We start from the raw sequence: 18,198 nt of genomic DNA on the forward strand, positions 1-18,198 counted from the left end.
CGGAAGGGACTGATACGTTGAAAATATTTATCGTGGAAGATGACTCAGTCATATCTAAAAAGATAAAAGAACACATAGAAAAATGGGGTTATGAAGGAGCTGTAGTACAAGACTTTCAGAATGTTCTTTCTGAAATGATTGCTTTTGATCCGCAATTGGTGCTGATGGATATTTCACTTCCTTTTTTCAATGGCTATTACTGGTGTGGGGAAATACGGAAGGTGTCGAAAATGCCAATCATCTTTATTTCCTCCGCTTCGGATAATTTGAATATCGTTCGTGCCGTTGAAATGGGGGCGGATGATTATATAACCAAGCCATTTGATTTGGAAGTACTGATGGCAAAAATGCATGCGATTCTCCGCCGGACCTATGACTTTAGCGGATCCAGTAATTTAATAGAGCATCGAGGATTAATTTTTAATGTAAATAATTTTACCATATCGATAGAGGATAAAACTGCAGAATTAACGAAGAATGAAGCTAAAATCTTTCAAAAGCTCCTGGAAAATAGAGGAGAAATCATTAAACGGGATGAGTTGATGATGACTTTGTGGGAATCAGACAGCTTTGTAGATGATAGCGCACTGTATACAAACGTGAACCGCTTGAGAAAGAAATTGGATCAAATGGGATTGGAACATTTTATTACCACAAAAAAAGGCGAAGGATATATCATCGAGGGATAATATGAAAATTTTTTTAACCTATTTGAACAATTATAAAGTACCAGTTGCATTATGGATTTTATTTGGCTTGATAAACATATTTATTGGTTATTTGTATCAGGTGCCATTCGAACGCTCTCTTCTTTGGCTGGCAGTATGCGGATTTATTGGAATCGCAGCCGCGGGTTTTCACTTTTATAACTATTACAGCAGACACAAGAGTCTGACCTTTCATCAAAAGCAAACGCATATGGAGATACAGCAATTACCGCTTCCAGGTAATTTAATAGAAAGTGAATATCAGGATTTACTGGAAAAATTGAGCGCAGCACATTCTCAGCTGGAAAATACAAAAGAGGAAAACGAGCAGGAGATCTTAGATTATTTCACCATGTGGGTTCATCAGATAAAAATACCGATTTCTGCCCTTCATTTAATTCTTCAAGATGAAGATAGGGAAGTGACGGAAGAAATGAAGGAACAGTTATTCAAAATCGATCAATACGTCGAAGTGATATTGCAGTATGTACGGTTAGGAAGTACTTCGACGGATTATCATTTTCAAAAAGTGGACTTGGATACGATGATTCGTGAAAGCCTCAAAAAATATGCTTCTGTTTTTATTCGCAAAAGGCTACCTGTTCATTATGACGGGATAGATCAATGCATTATCACTGATGCCAAATGGCTGAGCTTTGTGCTCGAACAAATTGTATCCAATGCGTTGAAATATACAAAGGAAGGAGCCATCTCTATTTACTTGGAAGAAAATGCTGTCGTGATAGAGGATACAGGCATCGGTATTCGCCCAGAAGATATCCCTCGTGTAGCTGAAAGAAATTTCACAGGGTTTACAGGACGCGAGCATAAGAGCGCCAGCGGAATTGGACTTTACCTTTCCAAGCAAATCCTGACGAAATTGGGGCATCAAATAAAAATTGAATCGGAGCCTAAAAAGGGAACGAAGGTTTCTATCGTGTTTGATGATAAACAAATGACAACAGAATAGCCAATCTAACAAAAATGTTAGAAAAAAAGGAGAAATGTCAGATAGAACTGTAGATTGACATTTCTCTTTTTTGCTATTCTTTACGTATCAACAAGAAAGTTGTTGGAAGAAAGGAGATGTACCATGACACTTTTACAAGTTCAACATTTAAGAAAGGTCTATACAACCAGGTTTGGAGGAAATCAAGTAGAAGCACTCTCTGATGTCTCTTTCAGCGTGGACGCAGGAGATTATATAGCTATTATGGGGGAATCCGGCTCCGGTAAGACGACGTTATTAAATATTCTGGCGGCATTGGATAAACCGACACGCGGTAATGTATTGCTGAACCGGAAAAATATTGTGCAGATACCTGAAAAAGAAATTTCTGCGTTCCGGCGTAATAACCTCGGATTTGTATTTCAGGATTTCAACCTTTTGGATACGTTCTCGATACAGGATAATATCTTTGTTCCACTGGTTTTATCCGGAAAAAAGCATAAGGAAATGAAGCAGAAACTAATGCCGATAGCAAAAAAACTTGGCATCGAGCATATCTTGACTAAATTCCCGTATGAAGTATCAGGCGGTCAAAAGCAAAGAGCGGCAGTTGCCAGAGCATTGATTGCCGATCCGGAATTAATATTGGCAGATGAGCCGACTGGCGCTTTGGATTCCAAATCTACAGATGAATTGCTGGAGCATTTCGGACAAATTAATAAAGAGGGACAAACGATTTTGATGGTAACACATAGTATTAAGGCTGCAAGTCACGCGAAACGCGTATTGTTTATTAAAGATGGAAATGTATTTCATGAATTGTATAAAGGAGATACATCCAATGAAGAAATGTTTCAAAAAGTCTCTCATACACTTGCTGTTTTAGCTACAGGGGAGGATGGAAATGGGTAATGGCTTTTATTTAAAAATGGCGGCAGACAGTATACGTAAAAATGGCAAGATGTATTTTCCATTTATCATTTCCTGTATCAGTACGATTATGATGACGTATATCATTCAGGCATTATCGACCAATCCGGGCCTTTCGGAAATTCCGGGCGGAGAGAACTTAAAAACAATTCTTTCTATGGGGTATTTCGTATTAATTATATTTTCAACGATTTTTCTATTTTATATGAACAGCTTTTTGATGAAAAATAGAAAAAGGGAATTTGGTGTATACAATATCTTAGGCATGGATAAAAAGCATATCATGAAAATGCTTGCTTACGAAACCTTATATATTGCTGTATTCAGCATGATCGTAGGATTTGTTGCAGGCACCATCCTTAATAAAGTTTGTGTATTATTGATTCGCCAAATGATGGGTGCGGATGTAGCTCTTGGGTCTGAGTTTTCTTCCGAAGCGGTGATATGGACACTAAGCTTCTTTAGCATCATTTTTCTATTGATTTTATTGGGGAACATCTCTCAAATTCGATTAGCCAACCCGATAGAGCTTTTAAAAAGCGGAAATGTCGGTGAAAAAGAGCCAAAAACCAAAATCTTCTTTTCGATTCTTGGTGTTTTATTAACTGGGTGGGGTTATTATATTGTGTTAACCCTGCAATCTCCCGTTAGTGGTATGCCTTATGCTTTTCTTGCAGCAGTATTGATTATTGCCGGTACGTATCTCTTATTTACCACCGGAAGTATTGCTGTACTCAAAATTTTAAAAAATAACAAAAACTATTACTATCAGACCAGCCATTTTATCCCTGTATCCGGCATGCTGTACCGGATGAAAAAGAATGCTGTAGGTCTTGGGAATATTACCATCTTATCTGTCGGTGTCATTCTTTTACTTTCTATCGCGGTTTCCTTATATATCGTATCTGAAAGTGATGATGCAACCTATTCAGGTAATGTGATTTCAGAGGTAAGATTACAGAGGATACAGATGAAACAGGAGAAGAAATCAAAGCAAAATTAAGTGAGCTGATTGATCAAACAGCTTCTGAAACCAACAATACCGTTACCAGTTCGTCTTCTTATACCTATCTAAATTTTGTAACACTTGCTGCGGGCGATGGCTTCGAAGTTACAAAAGATGCCTATTCCATGTTAGCGAATGAGAGTCCAATCAATTTATATATGACTGATCAGGAAAGCTATAATCAGTTAACCGGAGATAACCTGTCGCTTGATGAAAATGAAGTATATGTACATGGAACAGGTGAGGAATATACAAATGAAACGCTTTCGCTGATGGATTTTCAATTTTCCGTCAACGTCATGGAGGATATGGAAGAATTCTCGCTGGATAGCGAAACGACAAGTTTAATTAGTGACACCTATTACATGATCGTTGATGATATAGAAACCCTTCGACAAATAGAGCAGCAGCAAAAAGAAATATTGGATGACTATGCTGCAAGCACAAACGTGTCTTCGCAAATTGGATTGGAGCAGGGAGTAAGTGAGGAGCAGGAAATAGCATTTGGTGAGCAGCTGCAATCGAATATGGAAAAGGAAGATATGGACATTGTTGTGGTAGATAGCCGAACAGAAGCAGCAAATGACCTGCAAGCCCTAAGGAGCGGAGTTTTGTTCATTGTTTTGAATTTAGCTGTCTTACTATTATTAATGACGGTACTGATTATTTATTATAAACAAACTTCTGAGGCCTATGACGATAAAGAGCGTTTTTCTATCCTGCAAAAAATCGGGTTGAATCAATCGGAAATTAAAAAAGCCATTAAATCTCAGATTTTAACCGTCTTTTTTCTCCCTGTCGTCGTAACAGGAATCCATATTTTAGCGATTTTCCTGCTCATGAGGAAATTAATGATTCTGGTCATGATTAATCAGGTGAACTTATTCCCAATCAGTGTGCTGATCGCATTTCTCGTTTTCCTGATTGTTTATGTGGTCATCTACCGGATAACGGCACGCGTTTATTACAAAATTGTTCAATAAGTTATGTTATATGAAAGAGGGGACAGGTTATGCATTTAAGTCTAATGGAGCTGCTGCTTATCTTTGTTGGAGGCGTTTTGATTTTAGGAATCCAGTTTTATTTATCGACCAGAAAGAATCGATTCATGGGGCTTTTATTCCCGCTCGTATCCTTGGGGTATTCCATATATATGTTTTTAAAATCAGATTTCTTTTCCGATATGACATTCAGTATGAAAGCTTATATGTTCATTGCTCAAAATATTCCTGCGCTGGTTTTGTTGGTGATTTACTTTATTTGCCGCTGGAATATGAAAAAAACGTAGGGAGAGTTGAACATTTATATGATATAAACATGAAAAATGGTTGAATAGTATAACGGACGTTTAGTCTAAAATGAAGTCAAAAAAATGAGGAGCAGTAAAGTTGAAAAAACATTTATTAATCTTAATAGCTTTAACGACAACTTTTATTTTACTTGTTGGATGCAGTTCCTCCGGATCAAATGATGATGAAAATTTTTTTAGTGAAAGTATACGAAAAGCAGGCGATAAACTTACCGGTTTTTTTGGTGAACCTTCCTTAACAAAAGATAAATCATTAGAAGGAGAAAGAGCATTTGGAGAAGATGATTATACAGGAACGTATGAAGCGGTATATCAACAATTTTCAGGCACAGAAAATTTATTTGGCGGTGCATCGCTTGATGGAAGTGAAGGAAAGATGATTCAAATCACCTATAACGGAAACATCGAAAGCGGAGAAGCAGAAGTATTTTGGAATACCGCCGATTCAGAGAAGAAATTATTGTTTGAAGGCCAGGGAGAGCATACAGAAACCATCAGCTTACAAGGAGGGTGGGAATATATCAGCTTGGAAGGGGACGAACTGGGAGGTGATATTAGGGTGAAAATTGAAGAAAAGGATTAGTAAATCAAATTTAGCGGTATGGTGGCGATGGTTTCATCGGATGAGATAGGAGTTGGATATCTAAACAGGTAGTTCTACAACCACTATTTGGAAGTAATTATCGCCATGCTATTACAACATTTTGTACATACTAAAAGATAAGGAGGTGGCAGCAATGAGCAAAAAGAATAAAAATAAGAAAAACCAATTATTTGAAGATAACAAAGGTGTTCAAGCTGTGCAAAATCAATTGAATGAAAGTTATCAAAGCGGAGTGGTTGAGGATCAATTAGAAAATAATCGGGGAATTCACCATTTTAATAATAAGAGCAGATAAACTTTTACTAAGGCTTCAACATAACTACCCAAAGTTAACTTTAAAATGGTTCTGATCATCTTTTTTGATGGTTGGAACCATTTTGAAGTTAGAATGACAACTGGCACTTTCAGCTTCTGCGGCAGATAACGTTTTTTTACATATATGTCACTTAGAGAAAGAATTTTGAGCAATCGAGAAGAAGTTTTTATAATCTATTTATAGTAAACTGATGAAAAGGAGGCGTTTTCATGAGTACAATGATTTTTGTTAACTTTCCAGTCAAGAACGTTGCTGATGCCACTGCTTTTTACGAAAAACTAGGATTTACGAAGAACGATGACTTCTCTGATACCCACGCAAGCTGTATGGTATGGGACGACAACTTTTATATTATGCTTTTAGAACACGCTTTTTATCAACAGTTTCTCAAAGGTAAAAAGATTGCTGATACTCAAAAAGAAAATGCTGCCTTAATCTGCTTTAGCTTAGAAAGTGCTGAAGCAGTCAAAGAATTCGGTCGATTAGCGAAAGCAAATGGCGGTGATGCTTATCATGTAGACATGGGGATGCCGGAAGAACAAATGTATGGCTTAGAGGTATCAGATATTGATGGAAATATGCTAGAACCGATGTGGATGAAGCAATAGGTATGGAATGAACATGCTATTGGTGTGACAGCTATTGCTTTATGAAATTGAAACGTTTTGGTTTGTTTGAAATAAGTGTGTGTAAGTTAGAAGTTAAAATAAAAAACAGATATTAAACGAATTATTCAATTAGATCTATACGTAACTCTACCCAATCCAACTGGCGATTAATTTTCAGTTGGATTTATTCTTTGAATTATTACTTTGAAGAAATACGGTTCTTTATTCTAGAGAGAATATCAACATAAACAAATAGGGGAAAGACGGACCAAAGCAAGCTTTCATGTAGAGGCCAGGTAGAGAAGGTTTATTTATTGCTGTATATAAAATATTATTCAAATAAATTATTACGTAAAATATAAATTTGACGTAATAATTGCAATTCTGATTAAAGTTCTGTAAAATTTATCTATGAGGTGATCTAATGGCAAATCATTCAAAACAGCAACTTTACAATAAACTTCAAACGCTTCTTAAGGAACTTCCTTGGTATGTCGAGGAATTTATCAATCATAAAGAAAGAAAATTATCAGCAGCTTCATTACTCAATTACGCACATGATTATAAAATTTTTTTCAATTGGCTCGTGACCGAAAATTTTTATTCTGGTGAATTGAAAGATCTGCCCCTTGAGTTGCTTGAATCACTAACTGTTCAGGAAGCTGAACGATTTTTGACCTTTCTTAAATACCAATTACATAACAAGGAACTTACAATAAATCGCAAGTTATCTGCTTTAAAATCGCTTTTCAACTACCTGCAAAACATTGCTGAAACACGTGATTTACAGCCATATTTAAAGCGTAATGTGATGGCAAAGCTTGAATTCAACGACATCAAAGAAAGTATGGAAACTACTGCAAACAAAATGGAAGGAAAAATTTTAATTGGTGATGAATATGAACGATTTCGCCAATTTGTTGCCCATGATTATGGCGAGCTTTATAAAGACAATAAAAAGCTTGCAAATTTTCACCGCCTAAATCGTGAACGTGATACAGCGGTTGTCTCGCTTATTTTAGGCTCTGGATTACGACTTTCAGAGGTTGTGAACCTGAATTTAGATGATATTGATCACAGCAAATTTACTGCACGTGTTATTCGTAAAGGAAATAAAGAACAATACGTTTATTTCAGCAAGCAAGCGATGGATGATTTAGATGAATATTTACAAATCAGAGCAAAACGCTATCATGTTGAGAAAACAAACAAAGCTTTATTTATCGCTGCTGCCATGGGACCAAAAGGCACGCCAAGACGACTAACTGCGCGTTCTATTGAAAAGTTAATCGAAAAATATGCCAATGCTTTCGGAAAACCCTCCTTATCTGTTCATAAATTAAGACATTCGTTTGCAACGAGGTATCATAATGAAATTAATGATGTACCTAAGCTAAGGCGCCAACTGGGCCACTCCTCGATACAAACGACGATGATTTATACGCATATTAACAATGATGATTTAAAAAATGCTGTAGATAAGATGGATATGCCTAAAGGTGATGAGTGATTACTAGCGTATTATCCAATTCACTATACGATAAAGTTTTAAATTCTCCTAGGTTTCTACTTGATTAAACGAACGTTTGTTTGTATAATTAGAGAAACTAAACAAAAGGAGATCAAAAAATGCCTAGAAACCCAGGAATTACGGATGAAGCTATTATCAAGATGTATAAAAGCGGTATGCCTTATAAAGAAATGGTTTCTCGTATCGGCATATCCGATCGATCTATTCGTAATGTAATGTATAAACATGGCGTTAAAATGAATAGAGAACAATCTTCAGGACAACCGCGAAAGCATCGAATTAACGAGGATTTCTTCAAAACATGGTCACATGAAATGGCTTGGGTTTTGGGGTTGTTTATAACAGATGGCTGTATCAATAAGAGCATCTCCAGTGTTTCCTTAACTCAAAAAAATCAAACAATACTTCGTCAAGTAGCGAAATATATGGGTGCAGATTACATTTTATCGAAAAAATATAAAACAAGATCAACAGCAACATTAATAATTAATTCAAAAGAAATTAAAAACGATTTAGGGAAGTTAGGGGTATTACCTAATAAATCATTATCCGTACAATTTCCTAAGGTGCCGGATGAGTTCCTCCCCTCTTTTATTCGAGGAGTTATAGATGGTGATGGCTGGATTGATAAAGCAGGATATGCCATGAACATTACATCAGGCAGTAAACCATTTTCAGAAGCCTTATTATCATTATTTTTATCATGGAAATTAAAACCGGAAATCACATCAATCACAGGCCAAAGTGGCAATCCTATTTATCGAGTATGGCTCAACGGAAAAAAAGAACTTCAGAAATTAGCAAAAATTGTTTATAAACATACAGATACTAATAACTTTTTAATCTATAAAAGAGTCTATATGACTCAGCATTTAGATAATCCTTATTATGTTGAAGACGAACGAGATGTTCCTAAATGGACACAAAAAGACGGGAAACTGAAACATATAAACTCGGGTTCGAGAATAGCGTTTCGAACGAATATAAGTGGTAGAACATTGGATTGTTTAAAAGTTATTGCTAAAGAACGGAAAATACGTCTCAATCATTTAATCGAAATTGGATTAAAAAATATGCTTGCAAAGAGTGAACTATCAATTACTCTACAAACAAGACCAAATGACCGGATTCAATATAAAACCACTTATGATAAAGATCTGTTAACTGAAGTTAAAAAGTTCGCCAAAGAGAATAATCTATTCATAAATGATGTAATAGAGCATAGTATGCATTTTATTGATTGAAAGGTTGTAGTAAGCAGCCTCTTTTCTTTTTAGTTTTTTCGAGTAGACATAATATTTATTATGGGAAACAATAAAATATTTCATCTCATTTCCAAGTATACTTTAGATAGTGAGACAAAATTGAATTTTTAACACTTTTGATTTTATATACCATTGTTTATTCATACGGCTAAATCTACATGATTTATTGATCTCAAACCTGATATTCATAAAGAGCTACAAAAAATTCACCAACTGTCTTTTGGCCGACTTGCTGAAATCCCTGACACTCATAAAAATAACATAAATTAGGTCTGTTGGCTGCACAATCCAACCTTATATATTTTTTCTGCTGTATTCTGGCTTGCTGCTTAGCCCAATTTATCAGGTTAACAGAAACGCCTTCTTTAGCATACTTTCTGCGTACAGCAATCTTATGCAAATATAAAGCGTTATTTTTATTTTTATGCGGCCAAAATATGCGATCCTGTCCCTGAACAATTATTGTTCCAGCTGATTCCCCATTTAAAAACCCCATAAACAGTTCATTCAGTGCATGCTTTTCTAATAATGCTTCTTTGGTAAGTTCGCTAGTATACCACATTTTCTTATCTGTTCTCTTTAACCATTCGGCGGCTTCTCTTAAAATCGATGCAAATTCGTCTATTTCTTCCACTTTAATATTTCTTATCACTAATTCCATTTATGTCCCCCCCTCACTCAGATACTTTTATCAATTATTCTTTTCACATTATATTTTTCAGAATATTTATACATTATATTATATCACTTTACTGTAAATTGATAAATAAATTATGCTATCATATCTATCAAGAGGTGATTTTCTATGAAGTATGTATCTGCTAGAGTTCAAGGACGTGTGCAAGGAGTCGGGTTTCGGTACTTTACTCAGCATGCTGCGATGAATCATGATATCGTCGGCTGGGTAAAAAATGAAGATGATGGTGCAGTAGCCTTTGAAGCATATGGAGAAGATGATAATGTAGACCGTTTTCTTGAAGAAATTAAAAAAGGCCCCTCTCGATTTGCAAAAGTAAATGAGATGGATGTCAATAAGCTTTCCGGAGATCCGGAGTATTCCTCTTTTAACGTTAAATATTAAAATGAACATACCGGGTTTAGCTTAATATAGCTAAACCCGGTATGTTCTTATAAGATTGGCGAAAGCAAACGGGAAATATCTTCTTTAAATTTAATCCATAAGGATCGTTTATGATAGCGTTCAAGTGTTAACTCTGAACTTAACTTACAGTCTTCTTCAAATATATTGTGCAATTCATTGGAGACAGCTTCATCATACGTAATCGCATTTACTTCAAAATTTAACCGGAAGCTTCGGGAATCGATATTCATTGTTCCGACAGAAGCCATTTTCTTATCCACTACAATGGTTTTTGCATGCAAGAAGCCATTCTCATAAAGCAATATTTTCGCTCCATATTCTAACAGGTCTCCTGCGTATGCCCATGTGGCCCAATACACGAATGGATGATCGGGCTTGCAGGGAATCATGATTCGTATGTCTACTCCTGATAAAAGCGCCATTTTACAAGCATCCATGAAGCTCGTATCGGGTATAAAATACGGCGTTTGAATACAGACACTTTCCTTTGCAGAGAGAATCATCTTAATATACATATTCTTTAAATGCTCCGTCTCTGAGTTCGGACCGCTGGAAACAACTTGAACAGGACTTGTTCCATGGTGCTTCTCTAAATGGAAGCAAAACTTCTTATAATCATCATGAAGCTTATCCTTTCCAGCCTGATGCCAGTCCATAATAAATCGGACCTGTATGTCATTAACAGCATTTCCGTATATTTTTAAATGGGTATCGCGCCAGTAACCGAATTTTTTATCCTCTCCAAGGTACTCATCGCCGACGTTGAAGCCGCCAATATAGGAGAAATCACCATCAATGATGACCATTTTTCTGTGATTTCGGTTATTGATCCGGAAGTTAATCAGCTTTAAGAAGGATGGGAAGAACACACGCACTTCTCCTCCTGCCTTTTTTAAGTCGTCAAAGAATCGGGAAGGCAGTTTTTTTGATCCTACTTCATCGTATAAAACACGGACCTTTACGCCTTCTTTTGCTTTAGTAATTAATGCGTCTCTTAATCTTCTTCCCAGATGATCGGGCTGAATTATATAATATTGCACATTGACTTCTTGTTTCGCTTCCTTGATGTCATTGAGAAGAGCATCAAACTTTTTATGGCCATCCTTAAATATGAAAATCTCATTGTCCTCTGATAACCTGCCATGAGAAGAGCGTAAATTCATGGTGACAATGTCATTGTACTGATTTAACCATGGGATATCATCTCGTTTTTCTTCCTCTATCAGTTTTAGTTGTGTGTCCACTTCTTCTTTAAGCAGTTTTTGTTCTTCTGCTGTTAAGCCATAAAAGTTATTCTGTTTTAGACTGCGGCCTAAAAAGATATAAATTAAAAATCCAACAATGGGCAAGAAAAATAAAATAAGCAGCCATGCCCAGGTATAGCCGACATCTCTTTTTTCAAAAAACAGCACACCTAGTGCCAGTAATAAATTAATAAAAATGACGATAGAACCAATCATCGTAATAATATTACCTAATTCCATTTCCAATATGATCATCTGCTTTTTTCTAAATTTGAACTATTTTATTATCCAAATTTATTAGATTCATCCATATTACACTAAATGGAATTAAAAGTTAAGTCAATGATTGCTGCGTAAAAAAAGGAACACTTTTATTTGAAAACAAGAGTGTTCCTTTTCTGTATTAATCATCCAGAGATAATTTTCTTAAGGGCTCTTTCGCAGGCCCTGCCAACACCTCGCCGTCATAATGGTAACGAGACCCGTGGCAAGGGCAATCCCATGTTTTATCAGCACCATTCCAATTGACCTCACAGCCTAGATGCGTACAGGTCGTATCCAAAACATGCAGCTTGTCTTCCATATCCTTATAAACACCGGCACGAGATCCATTAATTCTGGTGATGACGGCTTCATCTATTTCTAAATCATCTATTTTTCCCGGTACTGTAAAATCAAGCTTACCTTTTAAAAGCTCTGCGGCAACCTCCATATTAAATTTGAATAGATTCTTTAGCATTGGCTTGGAAGCGAAACGCGCCGGAGAAAATAATTCATTGTATGGATTTTCATCCTTTGCAGCAATACTATCTGCGATAATATTTGCAGCTAATGTGCCATTGGTCATCCCCCATTTTCGATAGCCTGTAGCAATGAAAATCGAAGGGTCATCGTCAGTTATAGGGCCAATGTATGGCATCTTATCCAGGGTGGTAAAGTCCTGCGCAGACCATTGATAAGAAAAGTCCGTTATCTCAAATTGCTCTTTAGCAAACGCTTTTAAATTCTCATAGCATAATTTCTCCTCCGTACTTTCTCCTGAGCGGTGGTTTTCGCCGCCGATAAGAAGATAGGTATCTTTATTATTTAATGTAGCTGTCCGGATAGAACGGGTTGGATTTTCTACATTAATATACATTCCACCCGGGTATTTTCCTGTGTATTTTCCTGATACAATATAAGATTGCTCTGCATACATTTTAGCAAAATAAAGACCTTGATGATCAATATACGGAAATTGGGTAGCTGCTATCAGATAATCACATGCAACACGGTGCTTATCCTTTGTTAAGACAGTATGCTGTCTATTATATTCCAGCTTCATTGCAACGGTTTGCTCGTAAACCTCTGTACCATTTTTTACAGCTTCCTCTAGCATAAATTGTAAATACTTTAATGGATGAAATTGGGCTTGTCCAGTCATTTTTAACGCTTTTTTAAAAGGGATCTCCAGCGGCATTTCTGAGGTAAGCTCTCCTGAAATATCCAAGGTCTTATATGCTTCTGCTTCCTTGTCTAATTGCGATAAATAAGCGTCATCATTTGTATATAGAAATGCATCCTGTTCTTCATAATTACAGTCAATCTGATTTTCCTTGATTTCATTTTTTATAAAATGCATGGTTTCTTGCATGGCCTGATAATATTGTTTTGCTTTTTTCTCGCCCATGGTTTCAATCAGTTCTGAATAAATGACACCATGCTGGGCAGTGATTTTTGCTGAAGTATGTCCAGTCACACCGCTCAGCACACGGTCAGCTTCTATCAGGATAACTTTCATGCCTTTTTTCGAGAGCAGATACGCAGCAGTGATTCCTGTTAATCCGGCTCCGACGATGCAAACTTCTGTTTTCTTTGATTCATCGAGCTTGGGAAAGTCTTGGAATGCGGTATCTGCCTGCCAAATTGATTTTATATCCATATTTAAAGCACCTCACATTTACATGTTTTCTTTAGTATCTCCTGTTTACGTAATCATTACTCAACAGAAATAGAAAGGAATAAATATGAGGGTATAGAAAAAGACTGCTTCTATAAAAGGAAGCAGCCTTTGTATAATTAACGATTTTCAAAAAATAACCGGTTCAATGAAATGTATTCATTCTCCTCTTCCGGCACTTCATCCTCCATATAGATTGCTTCTACTGGACAAACTGCCTCACATGCACCGCAATCGATGCAAATATCCGGATCGATATAGAACATATCTTCGCCTTCTTCTATACAATCAACAGGGCAAACTTCTACACATTCCCCCGCTTTTTCTGTTTTACATGGTGAAGTAATAATGAAAGCCAACGAAATTCTCCTCCTCTTTACCAATAATATTGACATATTAAATCATTATAACGCATTTTAAAATAAAAAGAAACGCTTTATGTAAGCATGAGATAAGACTTTCTCCAAAGCAGAAGGCTTATCTCATGCTATTTTTTGCTTTATTTTTCTTCAAAGTAATCTTTTCTGAATCCTGCTATCCGATCGCTATTGTCAATAATAAAGTAAAACTCTTCTGTTTCATTTTTTACATCATATACCTTCCCCGGTGTAAGCTTACGGTCAACGATAAATTTCTTGGCATTAGCATGTACACATGTGATTTGTTTAATAGTTTCGCTGTTCTCCCAGTCTTTATGAATCATTCTCTTGTTCCCCTTCTCTTGTTTACATAATAATATTATAATCTATTTGAATAGATATAAAAAGTTTCCATACCCTTCTTCTTCCATTTTGTCCTTTGGAATAAAACGCATTGCTGCAGAATTCATGCAATAGCGTAATCCCCCCGCTTCTTTCGGTCCATCTTCAAAAACATGTCCCAAATGCGAATCAGATTGTTTACTGCGTACTTCGGTACGGATCATACCGTGTGAAGTGTCGGTTACGTCTGTAACCTGCTGCGGGTCGATTGGTTTAGTGAAGCTTGGCCAGCCACAGCCGGCATCGTATTGATCTTTTGATGAAAAAAGAACCTTGCCGGAAATAATATCGACGTAAATACCTTCTTCTTTATTATCCCAATATTCATTGTCAAACGGACGTTCTGTCCCATTTTCCTGCGTGACATGATATTGCAGCGGCGTCAGTTTTTCTTGTAATTCTTCTGCAGAAGGTTTATTTTGCCAATTCTCTTTGATAAATCCTTCTCGTCCAGATCCTTTTTTATACATTCTATAATGGAAAGAGCGTTTCTTGTAATAATCCTGATGCTCTTCCTCCGCTTCATAAAATGGTTTAGCCGGAAGAATCGGCGTAACAATATCTTTTTTAAATTTTCCACTTTGCTGCAGCAATTCTTTTGAATGCTCCGCTATTTCTTTCTGTTCTTCATCGTGATAGAAAATAGCTGTTTGATAGGATTCACCACGATCATTAAATTGTCCGCCTGCATCGGTCGGGTCAATTTGCTGCCAAAATGTTTCCACAAGCTCCTCATATGGCATAATGCTGGGGTCATATTCTATTTGAACCGCTTCAACATGTCCTGTTGTATTGGAGCAAACCTGCTCATAGGTTGGATTTTCTACATGACCGCCAGTATATCCGGAACGAATGCTGATTACCCCGGGGCGTTCATCAAACGGCTCTACCATACACCAAAAGCATCCTCCTGCAAAAGTGGCGAGTTCTTTTTGTTGTGACATACTTTTTTCCTCCAATCGCTATTTTCCTTCTTGTCTATATACTCTCCCCCTATTTTTCCTTTTTTATAAAAAAAAATCAAGCAGAAGGCTTATTTTAATCATAACTTCAGCCTTCTGCTTGACTTAAACATATAATCTCGGTGTAGAAACACCCTTTTCTCTATTTTGTACAGGTTCTTCTTTTATTTGTGCCGGCTGTTCCGGCTGCTTATTGATTTCTGCTTTTTGCTTTGGACGTTCTGGAGGAATACGCTCTTCCTCTGTTGATTCCTCACTGTCTTCCTTGCTGAATGTTTTAAAAGCCTTCATCATCCTGTACATCGAAGGGAGATTCTTGATCATCGGTCCATACTCTTGCACTAAGGGGGCTGTTGACTGTACAACACCAAGAACCTGCTGTACCCCTCCCAGTGTTTTAGAAAGCGTAGAAACGCCTCCTGATTGAGCCAGACCTTGCGTGACACCTCCGGACCCGGACAATAAACTTGCTAATCCTCTTGATTCACCTTTTGTATTTACAGCTCCGCTTGTGTTTCTTATTTCTCTCGGAATTCCCCTCAAATCATGGCGTCCATTACGAAAAGGGGGCTGCGGCGAACGAGGCATTTGATTTCTGCGTGGAAAAACCATCATTATCAACCCCTTATCCATCCATATTTACTCTTTTTGTGTTCTGCTATAGAATATGCGGAAGCCATATAACTGTGTAGACATTCCCCCCGTATTCATGCAATCATTTCCCGGGAAACCGCAGAAATCACCAATTAAACAACTGGGAAGCCAAAAGAATGTCGAAACCATCCGATATTCGTCAAAAATTCATTAATCAAACGTTTGTTCAACTTTTTTTCCTTAAGCTTTTGCGATGAACTAATGTAATTTTCCCATGAAAAAAGCAGCCTGATTCAGCTGCTGTATTTCCATTCATATTCCGACCAAAGGGCATCAAACGCTGCTAATGCACCAGGAAATGGGCTATTCCATTCAAGGTATTCGCTGATTTCATCATACGTTTCAGCGTACTTCGGGAAATGATGATCGTAGAATGCCCAATCTGCTAATTGAGAATAATCATCCTGCTTCAATTTCCCGCGATGTGTTAATAAAAATTGATAAAAAGATTGACGCATGGTTCCCCTCCCCTATTCATTCATAAAGGCTTCATGTTGTGCTTGTTTTTTTCTATATACCATCTTACATAATTGGATACTCAGTTCGTAAATAATGATTAACGGTATTGCTACTACAATCTGTAGAAAAAAATCAGGCGGTGTAATCAATACCCCGACAACAATTAAAATAAAGTAAGCATATTTACGGTTTTTCACCATAAATGCCGGCGTCAATATTCCCAGGCTTGTCAGGAACATCGTTACAACCGGAAGCTCAAATAAAAAGGCAAAAGGCAGTGTAATCTTTAATAAAAATCCAAAATAACGGTCCACGGTAAACATGATATGAAACATATCATCATTCAAAGATAATAAAAATGGAAAAATCAATTTAATAAATACCACGTAACCAAAGACAAGCCCCAGCACAAATAAAATTAATGATCCTGGTATGTACCCTAAGGATATACGTTTTTCTTTTGCGGTTAAAGCTGGACTGACAAATGCCCAAAGCTGATAAACAATCACAGGTATCGTTGCAGCAAAGGCAAGTAATCCTGCGATGGAAAAATAGATCCAAATAATTTCAGCAGGGCTGATAACTGTCAGCTGCATATCGATATCATCCACAAAAAACTGATAAATGCTTTTCACATTAATAAAGCCGACAATAAAAAACAATAAGAATATAATCGCTGTAACAATTAAACGATTTCGGAGTTCTGTCAAATGTCCTCCAACGTTCATTTCTTTTTCTCCAGGTATCTGCTCTTCTGGCTCAGACATAGTTCACCCCACCTTTTTAATTGATGACACAAAAGAGATGCAAGGAATAATCCCTACACCTCTGCATTTGATTATTGTTTCTTTTTAGGATTGTCATTCAAAATATCCTGACTTGCATTTTTAAACTCTTTTAATGTTGTTCCAAGCGCTCTTCCGATTTCAGGAAGTTTATTTGGACCAAAGACAATTAAAGCAGCAATAATGATTAAAATTAAACCGGGAAATCCGATATTTGAAAATATGTTCATTATCCTTCACTCCATATATGAGACTGAACTCATTTTTCTTCTTTCACAATCGATTTAACCTCTTTGGTCTCATCGGTGATATCCTGCGTTAAATCACGCGTAGAACTTTTAAATTCCTTCAGCGATTGTCCGGCAGCCTTCCCTATTTGCGGAAGCTTATTAGGTCCAAAGATAATAAGGGCTAATATCACGATCAATATAAGTCCTGGAACGCCTATACTTGCAATACCCATCTATTGACACCTTCTTTATTTATATTGTGTCCTCTAATAGAACATTATCTCTTTCCATCATAGCATGTTTAGAAAACGTTAGACAAGTTAATTTTTGCGATCGTACTGCAGAAAATAATAGTCATAGGGATTTTTCTCATTTTTTATGCCTTTTTGCTTTTCCGTCAGCTCCCAAGCCGATTCATCAAAATCAGGGGCAAATGTATCGCCGGGGAATTCTTCATCAATCCGTGTAATATACATGCGGTCAGCGATAGGCAATGCCTGTTCATAAATCTCTCCGCCGCCGATGATGAAATATTCTTCCTCTGGGTGCGCTGTGTTCCAGTGCTCTACATCAGATAAGTCATGAATAATTTCTACACCGTCAAGTGCTAAATCCTTATTTCTGGTCAGGACAACATTACGCCTGTTCGGGAGAGGCCCGTTCATCGATTCTAATGTTTTTCTTCCCATAATAATCGTGTTTCCGGTGGTCTTCTCTTTAAAAAATTTTAAGTCCTGCGGCAAATGCCAGGGCATCCCACTTTGATAGCCGATCACATTATTCCTGCTAGCGGCAAATAGTAATGAAATCATGCGTTATCCTCCATTCATTTGTGTA

Annotated in this window: 24 protein-coding genes; 12 read left to right on the plus strand and 12 right to left on the minus strand. The window is 36.8% G+C overall.

The features are described 5' to 3' along the window. Positions 1-17 precede the first annotated feature (17 nt). The 11 genes from MKX55_RS11655 (at position 18) to MKX55_RS11705 (ending at position 9,204) form a co-directional block, all read left to right on the plus strand. Positions 18-689 carry a response regulator transcription factor gene (locus tag MKX55_RS11655; RefSeq protein ID WP_339238346.1) on the plus strand — a complete coding sequence of 224 codons (672 nt, stop codon included), beginning with the start codon at positions 18-20 and terminating at the stop codon, positions 687-689. Position 690: 1 nt separating this feature from the next. Then, entirely contained in the window at positions 691-1,677 is a 987-nt protein-coding gene (locus MKX55_RS11660) for a sensor histidine kinase (RefSeq protein ID WP_339238348.1), read from the plus strand. Positions 1,678-1,800: 123 nt separating this feature from the next. Further along, positions 1,801-2,568: an ABC transporter ATP-binding protein gene (locus MKX55_RS11665; protein ID WP_339238350.1), complete on the plus strand. Its 768-nt coding sequence runs from the start codon at positions 1,801-1,803 to the stop codon at positions 2,566-2,568. Beyond that, the gene (locus tag MKX55_RS11670) at positions 2,561-3,589 is read left to right on the plus strand and encodes an ABC transporter permease (RefSeq protein ID WP_339238352.1); all 1,029 of its coding nucleotides are present in this window, start codon (positions 2,561-2,563) and stop codon (positions 3,587-3,589) included. The genes MKX55_RS11665 and MKX55_RS11670 overlap by 8 nt, the downstream gene beginning before the upstream one ends. A 128-nt stretch (positions 3,590-3,717) precedes the next feature. After that, complete coding sequence (locus MKX55_RS11675; RefSeq protein ID WP_339238353.1) at positions 3,718-4,575, plus strand: ABC transporter permease; 858 nt, start codon at positions 3,718-3,720, stop codon at positions 4,573-4,575. A gap of 29 nt (positions 4,576-4,604) precedes the next feature. Beyond that, positions 4,605-4,880, plus strand: a complete 276-nt coding sequence (locus tag MKX55_RS11680) for a hypothetical protein (protein ID WP_339238354.1) — start codon at positions 4,605-4,607, stop codon at positions 4,878-4,880. 100 nt (positions 4,881-4,980) lie between these two features. Beyond that, on the plus strand, positions 4,981-5,484 hold the full coding sequence (locus MKX55_RS11685) for a hypothetical protein (protein WP_339238356.1): 504 nt from the start codon (positions 4,981-4,983) through the stop codon (positions 5,482-5,484). Between the two features lie 154 nt (positions 5,485-5,638). Further along, positions 5,639-5,800, plus strand: coding sequence for a hypothetical protein (locus MKX55_RS11690; RefSeq protein WP_175297063.1), 162 nt, complete (start codon positions 5,639-5,641; stop codon positions 5,798-5,800). Positions 5,801-6,030: 230 nt separating this feature from the next. Beyond that, entirely contained in the window at positions 6,031-6,429 is a 399-nt protein-coding gene (locus MKX55_RS11695) for a hypothetical protein (protein WP_339238359.1), read from the plus strand. A 424-nt stretch (positions 6,430-6,853) separates the two neighbouring features. Beyond that, on the plus strand, positions 6,854-7,939 hold the full coding sequence (xerS, locus tag MKX55_RS11700; RefSeq protein ID WP_339177155.1) for a tyrosine recombinase XerS: 1,086 nt from the start codon (positions 6,854-6,856) through the stop codon (positions 7,937-7,939). Positions 7,940-8,058: 119 nt separating this feature from the next. Then, entirely contained in the window at positions 8,059-9,204 is a 1,146-nt protein-coding gene (locus MKX55_RS11705) for an LAGLIDADG family homing endonuclease (protein ID WP_339238361.1), read from the plus strand. A gap of 193 nt (positions 9,205-9,397) precedes the next feature. On the opposite strand, the gene MKX55_RS11710 is transcribed toward MKX55_RS11705, so the two are convergent. Beyond that, the gene (locus MKX55_RS11710; protein ID WP_339177162.1) at positions 9,398-9,886 is read right to left on the minus strand and encodes a GNAT family N-acetyltransferase; all 489 of its coding nucleotides are present in this window, start codon (positions 9,884-9,886) and stop codon (positions 9,398-9,400) included. A gap of 144 nt (positions 9,887-10,030) precedes the next feature. Between MKX55_RS11710 and MKX55_RS11715 the strand changes: the two genes are divergently transcribed. Next, positions 10,031-10,306 (plus strand): acylphosphatase, encoded by a 276-nt coding sequence (locus MKX55_RS11715; protein ID WP_339177164.1) that lies wholly within the window; start codon positions 10,031-10,033, stop codon positions 10,304-10,306. Positions 10,307-10,353: 47 nt separating this feature from the next. Here MKX55_RS11715 and cls read toward each other — a convergent pair whose 3' ends face one another. From cls to MKX55_RS11770, 11 genes are all read right to left on the minus strand, one after another. Further along, a complete protein-coding gene (cls, locus tag MKX55_RS11720; RefSeq protein WP_339185230.1) occupies positions 10,354-11,811 on the minus strand; it encodes a cardiolipin synthase in 1,458 nt (485 codons plus the stop codon). Positions 11,812-11,974: 163 nt separating this feature from the next. Continuing rightward, positions 11,975-13,492: an FAD-dependent oxidoreductase gene (locus tag MKX55_RS11725; RefSeq protein WP_339177166.1), complete on the minus strand. Its 1,518-nt coding sequence runs from the start codon at positions 13,490-13,492 to the stop codon at positions 11,975-11,977. A 137-nt stretch (positions 13,493-13,629) separates the two neighbouring features. Continuing rightward, on the minus strand, positions 13,630-13,869 hold the full coding sequence (locus MKX55_RS11730; RefSeq protein WP_017796848.1) for a ferredoxin family protein: 240 nt from the start codon (positions 13,867-13,869) through the stop codon (positions 13,630-13,632). 140 nt (positions 13,870-14,009) lie between these two features. Next, positions 14,010-14,213, minus strand: coding sequence for a DUF6501 family protein (locus MKX55_RS11735; protein WP_042534067.1), 204 nt, complete (start codon positions 14,211-14,213; stop codon positions 14,010-14,012). Between the two features lie 42 nt (positions 14,214-14,255). Beyond that, positions 14,256-15,215, minus strand: coding sequence for a peptide-methionine (R)-S-oxide reductase MsrB (msrB, locus tag MKX55_RS11740; RefSeq protein WP_339238362.1), 960 nt, complete (start codon positions 15,213-15,215; stop codon positions 14,256-14,258). 123 nt (positions 15,216-15,338) lie between these two features. Then, complete coding sequence (vrrA, locus tag MKX55_RS11745) at positions 15,339-15,848, minus strand: VrrA/YqfQ family protein (RefSeq protein ID WP_339177173.1); 510 nt, start codon at positions 15,846-15,848, stop codon at positions 15,339-15,341. A 272-nt stretch (positions 15,849-16,120) separates the two neighbouring features. Further along, a complete protein-coding gene (locus tag MKX55_RS11750; RefSeq protein ID WP_339177175.1) occupies positions 16,121-16,345 on the minus strand; it encodes a YozE family protein in 225 nt (74 codons plus the stop codon). A gap of 12 nt (positions 16,346-16,357) precedes the next feature. Then, positions 16,358-17,113, minus strand: coding sequence for a twin-arginine translocase subunit TatC (gene tatC, locus MKX55_RS11755; RefSeq protein ID WP_339177177.1), 756 nt, complete (start codon positions 17,111-17,113; stop codon positions 16,358-16,360). A gap of 71 nt (positions 17,114-17,184) precedes the next feature. Next, a complete protein-coding gene (gene tatA / locus MKX55_RS11760) occupies positions 17,185-17,355 on the minus strand; it encodes a twin-arginine translocase TatA/TatE family subunit (RefSeq protein WP_040982187.1) in 171 nt (56 codons plus the stop codon). A gap of 35 nt (positions 17,356-17,390) precedes the next feature. After that, complete coding sequence (tatA, locus tag MKX55_RS11765) at positions 17,391-17,594, minus strand: twin-arginine translocase TatA/TatE family subunit (RefSeq protein WP_339177178.1); 204 nt, start codon at positions 17,592-17,594, stop codon at positions 17,391-17,393. An 87-nt stretch (positions 17,595-17,681) separates the two neighbouring features. Then, positions 17,682-18,173 carry a dihydrofolate reductase gene (locus MKX55_RS11770; RefSeq protein ID WP_339177179.1) on the minus strand — a complete coding sequence of 164 codons (492 nt, stop codon included), beginning with the start codon at positions 18,171-18,173 and terminating at the stop codon, positions 17,682-17,684. Positions 18,174-18,198: the final 25 nt, after the last annotated feature.

It is taken from the genome of Oceanobacillus sp. FSL W7-1281, assembly GCF_037969835.1.
In the GTDB taxonomy this organism is placed as follows: Bacteria; Bacillota; Bacilli; order Bacillales; family Amphibacillaceae; genus Oceanobacillus; species Oceanobacillus oncorhynchi.

Bases quoted from the DNA above. Each gene is read 5' to 3' on its own strand.
- xerS (WP_339177155.1), top strand. From the start codon at position 6,854: ATGGCAAATCATTCAAAACAGCAACTTTACAATAAACTTCAAACGCTT.
- tatA (WP_339177178.1), bottom strand. From the start codon at position 17,594: ATGGGTATTGCAAGTATAGGCGTTCCAGGACTTATATTGATCGTGATA.
- MKX55_RS11770 (WP_339177179.1), bottom strand. From the start codon at position 18,173: ATGATTTCATTACTATTTGCCGCTAGCAGGAATAATGTGATCGGCTAT.
- MKX55_RS11665 (WP_339238350.1), top strand. From the start codon at position 1,801: ATGACACTTTTACAAGTTCAACATTTAAGAAAGGTCTATACAACCAGG.
- msrB (WP_339238362.1), bottom strand. From the start codon at position 15,215: ATGTCACAACAAAAAGAACTCGCCACTTTTGCAGGAGGATGCTTTTGG.
- cls (WP_339185230.1), bottom strand. From the start codon at position 11,811: ATGGAATTAGGTAATATTATTACGATGATTGGTTCTATCGTCATTTTT.
- MKX55_RS11670 (WP_339238352.1), top strand. From the start codon at position 2,561: ATGGGTAATGGCTTTTATTTAAAAATGGCGGCAGACAGTATACGTAAA.
- MKX55_RS11715 (WP_339177164.1), top strand. From the start codon at position 10,031: ATGAAGTATGTATCTGCTAGAGTTCAAGGACGTGTGCAAGGAGTCGGG.
- MKX55_RS11690 (WP_175297063.1), top strand. From the start codon at position 5,639: ATGAGCAAAAAGAATAAAAATAAGAAAAACCAATTATTTGAAGATAAC.
- vrrA (WP_339177173.1), bottom strand. From the start codon at position 15,848: ATGATGGTTTTTCCACGCAGAAATCAAATGCCTCGTTCGCCGCAGCCC.
- MKX55_RS11750 (WP_339177175.1), bottom strand. From the start codon at position 16,345: ATGCGTCAATCTTTTTATCAATTTTTATTAACACATCGCGGGAAATTG.
- MKX55_RS11660 (WP_339238348.1), top strand. From the start codon at position 691: ATGAAAATTTTTTTAACCTATTTGAACAATTATAAAGTACCAGTTGCA.
- MKX55_RS11680 (WP_339238354.1), top strand. From the start codon at position 4,605: ATGCATTTAAGTCTAATGGAGCTGCTGCTTATCTTTGTTGGAGGCGTT.
- MKX55_RS11735 (WP_042534067.1), bottom strand. From the start codon at position 14,213: ATGATTCATAAAGACTGGGAGAACAGCGAAACTATTAAACAAATCACA.
- MKX55_RS11695 (WP_339238359.1), top strand. From the start codon at position 6,031: ATGAGTACAATGATTTTTGTTAACTTTCCAGTCAAGAACGTTGCTGAT.
- MKX55_RS11705 (WP_339238361.1), top strand. From the start codon at position 8,059: ATGCCTAGAAACCCAGGAATTACGGATGAAGCTATTATCAAGATGTAT.
- tatC (WP_339177177.1), bottom strand. From the start codon at position 17,113: ATGTCTGAGCCAGAAGAGCAGATACCTGGAGAAAAAGAAATGAACGTT.
- MKX55_RS11710 (WP_339177162.1), bottom strand. From the start codon at position 9,886: ATGGAATTAGTGATAAGAAATATTAAAGTGGAAGAAATAGACGAATTT.
- MKX55_RS11725 (WP_339177166.1), bottom strand. From the start codon at position 13,492: ATGGATATAAAATCAATTTGGCAGGCAGATACCGCATTCCAAGACTTT.
- MKX55_RS11675 (WP_339238353.1), top strand. From the start codon at position 3,718: ATGTTAGCGAATGAGAGTCCAATCAATTTATATATGACTGATCAGGAA.